Source organism: Noviherbaspirillum sp. (assembly GCF_035627455.1).
GTDB lineage: Bacteria > Pseudomonadota > Gammaproteobacteria > Burkholderiales > Burkholderiaceae_D > Noviherbaspirillum.
This window is the reverse complement of sequence record NZ_DASPLS010000010.1, coordinates 20,533-27,402: the sequence shown is the minus strand read 5'-3', so window position 1 is coordinate 27,402 and position 6,870 is coordinate 20,533. Positions and strand designations below refer to the sequence as shown.

The following is a 6,870-nucleotide window of genomic DNA, read 5'->3' as shown; positions in this document are numbered from 1 at the left end:
CTCCGCGCTGCGCTGCGCGGAAGCCACCGCGTCGTCGATCGCCTCTGCTTGGCCGGCCAGCGTGCGCAGGCCGATCAGGTTGTCCTCGACTTCGGCGAATGCCGCCAGCACGCTCTGCCGGTAAACGGCCACTGCTTCCTCCAGCACCGCTTCGCTACGCACGATGTTGTTGCGGTTGCGCCCGCCATCGAGGATCGGCAGCGAGGCGACCGCACCGAGCAGCCAGGTGCGGCTGCTCCAGGTGAAGACGTCGGACAGGTCGGCCGACTCGCCGCCGCCGGCGGCCGTCAGGCGCAGCGCCGGGAACCGTGCCGACCTGGCCACGCCGATGCGGGCATTGGCGGCGATCATTGCCTGCTGGGCGGCGGCAATGTCGGGCCGGCGTTCCAGCAGCGCCGACGGTAGTCCGGACGGGATGCCGGGCAGGTTCGATGCCAGCAGGGGATTGGTGTCGGCAGTGAATGCCGCAGGCGGCTTGCCGAGCAGCACGGCCAATGCATGCTCGAGCTGCGCACGCTGGCGCTCCAGCCCGATGGCATCGGCGCGGGTGGTCGCCAATTCCGTTCTGGCACGCGCCAGATCCAGTTCGCCGATGTCGCCGAGGTCGAAGCGGCGCTGGTTGATACGCACGTTTTCTTCGCGCAGCCTCACCGTCTCATTAAGGAACGCCAATTCCGCATCGGCAGCGCGCAACCGGAAATAGGTCTGCGCGACATCGGCCTGCACGGCCAGCAATACCGAGCGCAAGGTCGCTTCAGTGGCGGCGGCGTCGGCTTGCGCGGCGCTCACATTGGCGGCGACCCGGCGGAACAAGTCGACTTCGTAGTGTGCGGTGAGCTTGGCCTGGAACACGTTGCCCACCGCGACCGGCGTGCCGGCCGGCAGGCCGAGCGACACGTCGGAGGCGCGGCCGCGCTGGGCGCCGGCCTGCACGCCGACCTGCGGGATGCGGTCGGATTCGGCCACGCCGGCCAGTGCGCGCGCCTGCCTGACGCGGGCGGTGGCGGCGGCGAGGTTCTGGTTGGCAGCGGTGGCGTCGGCGATCAATGCTTCGAGCACGGGGTCGCCGAACGCCTTCCACCATTCGCCGCGCTCTTGCGCCTCGGCCGGTTGCGCCGGCTTCCACCTGCCGTCGACGGCGGCTTCCTTGAAGCCGGCAGGCACGTCGACGTCGGGCTGGTGGAAGGCTGGTGCCGCGCAGCCGGTCAGTACGAGCGCGGCGAAAATCGGCTTGAACTTGTGCAATCCCTGGAACATCATGCAACTCCTTCCGGCTTGGCCGTTACGGCTGCCGGTTTCTGTTTTTCGAAACGCTTGGCCAGCGTGCGCAGCAGCACGTAGAACACCGGCGTGAGGAACAGGCCGAACAGCGTCACGCCTAGCATCCCGGCGAACACCGCCACGCCCATTGCATGGCGCATCTCCGACCCCGCGCCGCTGGAGAACACCAGCGGCACCACGCCCATGATGAAGGCGATGGAGGTCATCAGGATCGGGCGCAGGCGCAGGCGGCACGCCTCGAGCGCGGCTTCGACGATGCTGCGGCCGTGGTCCTCCAGCTCGCGGGCGAACTCTACGATCAGGATCGCGTTCTTCGACGCCAGGCCGACCAGCACGAACAGCGCGATCTGCGTGAAGATGTTGTTGTCGCCGCCGGTGAGCTTCACCCCCAGCAGCGCGCACAGTATCGACATCGGCACGATCAGGATGACCGCCAGCGGCAGCGTCCAGCTTTCGTATTGCGCGGCCAGCACCAGGAACACGAGCAGCACGCACAGCGGGAACACGAACACCATGGTGTTGCCGGCCAGGATCTCCTGGTACGTCAGCTCGGTCCACTCATAGGTCACGCCCTTGGGCAGCACCTCCCTGGCGATGCGTTCCATCGCCGCTTGCGCCTGGCCGCTGGAGAAACCGGGGGCCGGGCCGCCGTTGATGTCGGCGGAGACATAGGCGTTGTAGCGCTGTACGCGGTCCGGGCCGTAGCTGTCCTTCACGCGCATCAGCGAGGACAGCGGAATCATCTCGCCTTTGCTGTTGCGCACCTTCAGCTGCGCAATGTCTTGCGCATGAGAACGAAACGGCGCATCGGCCTGCACACGCACCTGGTAGGTACGGCCGAACTGGTTGAAATCATTCACGTACAGCGAACCGAGGTTGATCTGCAGCGTCTGGTAGATGGTCGCCAGCGGCACGCCGAGTTGCTTGGCCTTGGTGCGGTCGATATCAGCGAACAGCTGCGGTACGTTGATCTGGTAGCTGGAGAACACGCCTGCAAGTTCCGGCGTTTGCCAGGCCTTCATCTGCAGTGCCTGCACCGCCTTGTAAAGCTCGTCGTAGCCGACATTGCCGCGGTCCTCGACCATCATCTTGAAGCCGCCGATCGTGCCCAGCCCGTTCACGGGCGGCGGAGGGAACACCATGATGAAGGCGTCCTGAATGCCGGCCAGCTTCTGGTTGATCTGTTGGGCGATCGCCATGCCGGAGAGCTCCGGCCCGCGGCGATTGTCAAAGGAATCGAGGCCGAAGAACACGATGCCGGCGTTCGGCGCATTGGTAAAGCCGTTGATTGACAGGCCCGGGAAGGCGATGGAGTCATGCACGCCGGGCACCGTCTTCGCGACATCTGACATCTTGCGAATGACGTCCTCGGTACGGTCCAGCGACGCCGCGTCGGGCAACTGGGCGAAGCCGACCAGGTATTGCTTGTCCTGCGCCGGCACGAAGCCGCTCGGCACCGACCTGAACACGAAGACCGCCGCGACGGCGAGCAGCACGTACACCACGAGTGCGGCCGACTTGCGGGCCAGCACCGATTTCACGCCCCCTTCGTAACGATGGGAAGCGCGATGGAAGACGCGATTGAAGCCGGCGAAGAAGCGGCCGAAGACGCGGTCCATGCCGCGCGTCAGCGCGTCCTTCGGTGCGTCATGCGGCTTGAGCAGCGTGGCGGCGAGGGCCGGCGACAAGGTAAGCGAGTTAAACGCCGAGATTACTGTCGAGATCGCGATCGTCAACGCGAACTGGCGGTAGAACTGGCCGGACAGGCCGGACACGAACGCGATCGGCACGAACACCGCGCACAGCACCAGAGCAATCGCGATGATAGGGCCGCTCACTTCCTTCATCGCCTGTACCGTCGCCTCGCGCGGTCCGAGGCCGTTGGCGATGTTTCGCTCGACGTTCTCCACGACCACGATGGCGTCGTCCACCACGATGCCGATGGCCAGCACCAGCCCGAACAGCGACAGCGTATTGATCGAGAAGCCGAAGCCGAGCAGCACCGCGAAGGTGCCGACGATGGACACCGGCACGGCCACGAGCGGAATGATGGAGGCACGCCAGGTCTGCAGGAAGACGATCACCACCAGCACCACCAGCGCCACTGCTTCCAGCAGCGTGTGGATCACCGCGCGGATCGATTCGCGCACGAATTGCGTCGGGTCGTAGACCACGCTGTAATCTACCCCTTCGGGGAAGTCCTTCTTCAGTTCTTCCATCTTGGCGCGCACGTCAGCCGAGAGCTGCAGGGCGTTGGATTGCGGCGCTTCAAAGATGGCGATGGCGGCGGCCGACTTGTTGTTCAGCAGCGAACGCAGCGCATAGTCGTTGGAGCCGAGTTCGACGCGCGCCACGTCCTTCAGCAGCGTGACGGATCCATCGGCGCCGGTGCGCACGATGATGCTTTCGAAATCCTCCACCGATTGCAGCCGGCCCTGCGTATTCACCGTGAGCTGGAATTCCGCATTTCTTGAAGGCGCCGCGCCGATGACGCCGGCGGCCACCTGCACGTTTTGCTCGCGGATTGCGGCCACCACGTCGCCTGCGGTCATGTTGCGGGCCGCAACCTTCTGCGGGTCGAGCCACACGCGCATCGCGTAATCGCCGGCGCCGAACAGCAGCACCTCGCCCATGCCCGAGATGCGGGCAAGCTGGTCCTTGATGTTAAGCACCGCGTAGTTGCGCAGGTAGACGTCGTCATAACGGCCGTTGGGGGAGGAGAGGTGCACCACCATCGTGAGATTGGGCGAGCTCTTCGCCGTGGTCACGCCGATCTGGCGCACCTCTTCAGGCAGGCGCGGCAACGCCCGCTGCACGCGGTTCTGCAGCTGGCTTTCGGCCTGCTCGACGTTGGTGCCGATCTTGAAGGTGACGGTCAGCATCAGCGAGCCGTCGGAGGTGGCCTGCGAGGACATGTACAGCATGTTCTCGATGCCGTTGATCTGTTCCTCGAGCGGCGCGGCAACCGTCTCGGCGATCACTTTCGGGTTCGCGCCCGGATACTGGGCGCGCACCACGACCGACGGCGGCACCACTTCCGGATATTCGGAGATCGGCAGCTTGAAGATCGCCAGCGCACCGGCGACGAAGATGATGATCGACAGCACTGCCGCGAAAATGGGGCGGTCGATGAAGAAGCGTGAGAAGTTCATGGGGTTCTCGTGTCGAAAGAGAAAAAGCACCGCCCGCGCCCGGCTTCTGCCGGGCGGCATCCTTGCTATGAAAGGGGGCGGTCAGCCGATGGCGCGCGCCGCGCGTTTCAGGACTTGTCCTTGGTCTGCGCGTCGGGCGTCTTGCTCGCCGTTTTCGGTGCGTCGCCCTTCGGCTTCGGGTCCTTGCCGCCGACGGTGAGCGCCGCATCCATCGGCACCGTCTCGGCCGTCACCGGCGCGCCGGGGCGCACGCGCTGCAGGCCGTTGACGATTACCTTCTCGCCCGGCTTGACGCCCTCGCGCACCACGCGCATGCCGTCGATCACCGGCCCCAGGCGCACCGGCCGGTACTCGGCCTTGCCGTCCGGCGTGACGACATAGACGAACTTGCGGTTCTGGTCGGTGCCGACCGCCCGCTCTGCCACCAGCGTCGCATTCGCGCCCGCGCCGGCCGGGATCAGCTGCACCCGGGCAAACAGGCCCGGCGCCAGCGCATTGTCGGCATTCTTGAACACCGCCCGCATGCGCACGCTGCCGGTGGCCGGATCGACGCGGTTGTCGACGAACTCCAGCTTGCCTTCATGCGGGAAACCTTCCTCGTTGGCGAGCCCCACGCGCACCGTCACCGGCTGTCCCTTGCGAGCCTGGGTGCCGACCCGCAGGAAGGCGTCTTCGTCGCCATCGAAGCTGGCGTAGACAGGGTTGCTCGACACCACCGAGGTCAGCACCACGCTGGCATCGACCAGGTTGCCAAGCGTGACTTCCGCCTTGCTCACGCGGCCGTCGATCGGCGAATGCACCTTGGTGAAGCCGAGGTTCAGCCTGGCAGCCTCGTAGGCGGCCTGGGCGGCGCGGGCGGTCGCGTCCAGCTCCTTGTAAGCGGACGCCTTCTCGTCGGCCTCGCGCTGCGAAATTGCCTTGTCGGCCACCAGCTTCTCGGCCCGTGTCAGTTCCAGCCTGGCGAGGTCCGCCTTGGCGCGCGCGGCCAGCGCGGCCGCTTCGGTACGGCTGGCTTCGGCCTGATAGGGGCGCGGGTCGATCACGAACAGCACATCGCCCTTCTTCACTTCCGCGCCCGGCTTGACGTTCACCGCGGCGATGAAGCCGGACACGCGGGGGCGGATCTGCACCTGTTCCACCGCCTCAAGGCGGCCGGAAAACTCCTGGGTTTCGACGACCGGTTTCTCCAGCACCGCGGCGGCGGTGATCGGCGGGCCGGCATTCTGCTGCGGCGCTTCCTTGGCGGCCGGCTCGCCACAGGCGGCCAGCACGAGGGCGGCAATGGCCGAAAGCGCAAGACCGCCCGCGGCGATGAAAGAGTTGGAGTGATGTTGCATGGCGTATCCCTTCTTCGTGTTTTCCTTGTTGTTCGTAGTATCAACCCTCCCGTTATGGGAAGGTCAAGCGCCGTGTTCGTTGCGCGTGTCCTGCCCGGCAAGGAACGCGGCGATGGTGTCCAGCACCTCGTCCTTGTGCACGCAGTTGCAGCGCGCATTCGGCTCGCGCAACGGGAGCGGACCGAGCCGCTTCGCCGTCACCGGAATGCCTGCGGCCGCCAGCTTGGCGCCGTATTGTTCGGCTTCGTCGCGCAGCGGATCATCGTGCGCGGAAAGCACCAGCGCCGGCGGCAGCCCCTTCATGCGGCTCGACTGCAGCGGGCAGGCATACGGATGCGTGCGGTCCACCGCCCGCGGGAGGTAGTCTCGGTACCCGGCGGCGCATGCCTCGGCCTCGCGCTCGGTGCCGTCGGCGTTGGAGACCTGCCGCATCGAGCAGCTCGTCAGGCCCGGGTCCAGCATCGGCATGATGAGCAGCTGCGCAGCCAGCGCCGGGCCGCCGCGGTCCCGCGCCAGCAGGGCCGATACCGCTGCGAGGTTGCCGCCGGCCTCAATGCCGGCCGTCACCAGGCGCGAGCCGTCCCAGCCGAGGCGGGCGCGCTGACGCGCGGCCCACTTCAGCACCGCATGCGCATCTTCCACCGCGGCCGGGAACGGCGCCTCGGCGGGCAGCGTGTAGCTGCTGGCCAGCACGCGCCAGCCACTGCGCTGCGCGAGCAGCTGCAGGAAACTGTCGACCTCGTCGAGGTCGGCGCGCAGGAAGGCGCCCGGCGGGAAGAAGACCAGCAGGCCGTCGCGGCGTGCGCCCGCCGGCGTATACAGGCGGGCGGCCAGCTTGCCGTGCGCGCCTTGTGCTTCGAGGTCGCGCTGCTGCACGGCCGGGCTTACCATTCCATTCATGACGCGTCCCTTTCCGGGAGCGAAGCGAACACGCGCCGCGCCATGTCTTCGAAGCCGATGTACTCGGCGCTCACCGCTCCGCTGCCGCCTGCGAGGGAACCGCTGAATGCGATGCCCGCCGCGCCTGACGAAGCCAGCACAGCGACTGCAGCGGCAAAAGTTGCATCTTGTAATGTCATGGCGCTCTCCTTCAGGGGCTG

General features: G+C 66.7%; 5 protein-coding genes. All 5 read right to left on the bottom strand.

The window, feature by feature from the left end:
• A partial coding sequence (locus tag VEC01_RS01530; protein ID WP_414691401.1) for an efflux transporter outer membrane subunit occupies nt 1–1,260 on the bottom strand: 1,260 nt, incomplete at its 3' end.
• Nucleotides 1,257–4,433, bottom strand: coding sequence for an efflux RND transporter permease subunit (locus VEC01_RS01525; RefSeq protein WP_324898060.1), 3,177 nt, complete (start codon nt 4,431–4,433; stop codon nt 1,257–1,259). The genes VEC01_RS01530 and VEC01_RS01525, both read right to left, overlap by 4 nt.
• A 107-nt stretch (nt 4,434–4,540) precedes the next feature.
• Complete coding sequence (locus tag VEC01_RS01520; protein WP_324898058.1) at nt 4,541–5,770, bottom strand: efflux RND transporter periplasmic adaptor subunit; 1,230 nt, start codon at nt 5,768–5,770, stop codon at nt 4,541–4,543.
• Nucleotides 5,771–5,833: 63 nt separating this feature from the next.
• Nucleotides 5,834–6,670: an alpha/beta hydrolase gene (locus VEC01_RS01515; protein WP_324898056.1), complete on the bottom strand. Its 837-nt coding sequence runs from the start codon at nt 6,668–6,670 to the stop codon at nt 5,834–5,836.
• Nucleotides 6,667–6,849, bottom strand: coding sequence for a hypothetical protein (locus tag VEC01_RS01510; protein ID WP_324898054.1), 183 nt, complete (start codon nt 6,847–6,849; stop codon nt 6,667–6,669). The genes VEC01_RS01515 and VEC01_RS01510 overlap by 4 nt, the downstream gene beginning before the upstream one ends.
• Nucleotides 6,850–6,870: the final 21 nt, after the last annotated feature.

Excerpts from the sequence above, each read along its gene's own strand:
- VEC01_RS01525 (WP_324898060.1), bottom strand. The coding sequence starts at position 4,433 with ATGAACTTCTCACGCTTCTTCATCGACCGCCCCATTTTCGCGGCAGTG.
- VEC01_RS01515 (WP_324898056.1), bottom strand. The coding sequence starts at position 6,670 with ATGAATGGAATGGTAAGCCCGGCCGTGCAGCAGCGCGACCTCGAAGCA.
- VEC01_RS01520 (WP_324898058.1), bottom strand. The coding sequence starts at position 5,770 with ATGCAACATCACTCCAACTCTTTCATCGCCGCGGGCGGTCTTGCGCTT.
- VEC01_RS01510 (WP_324898054.1), bottom strand. The coding sequence starts at position 6,849 with ATGACATTACAAGATGCAACTTTTGCCGCTGCAGTCGCTGTGCTGGCT.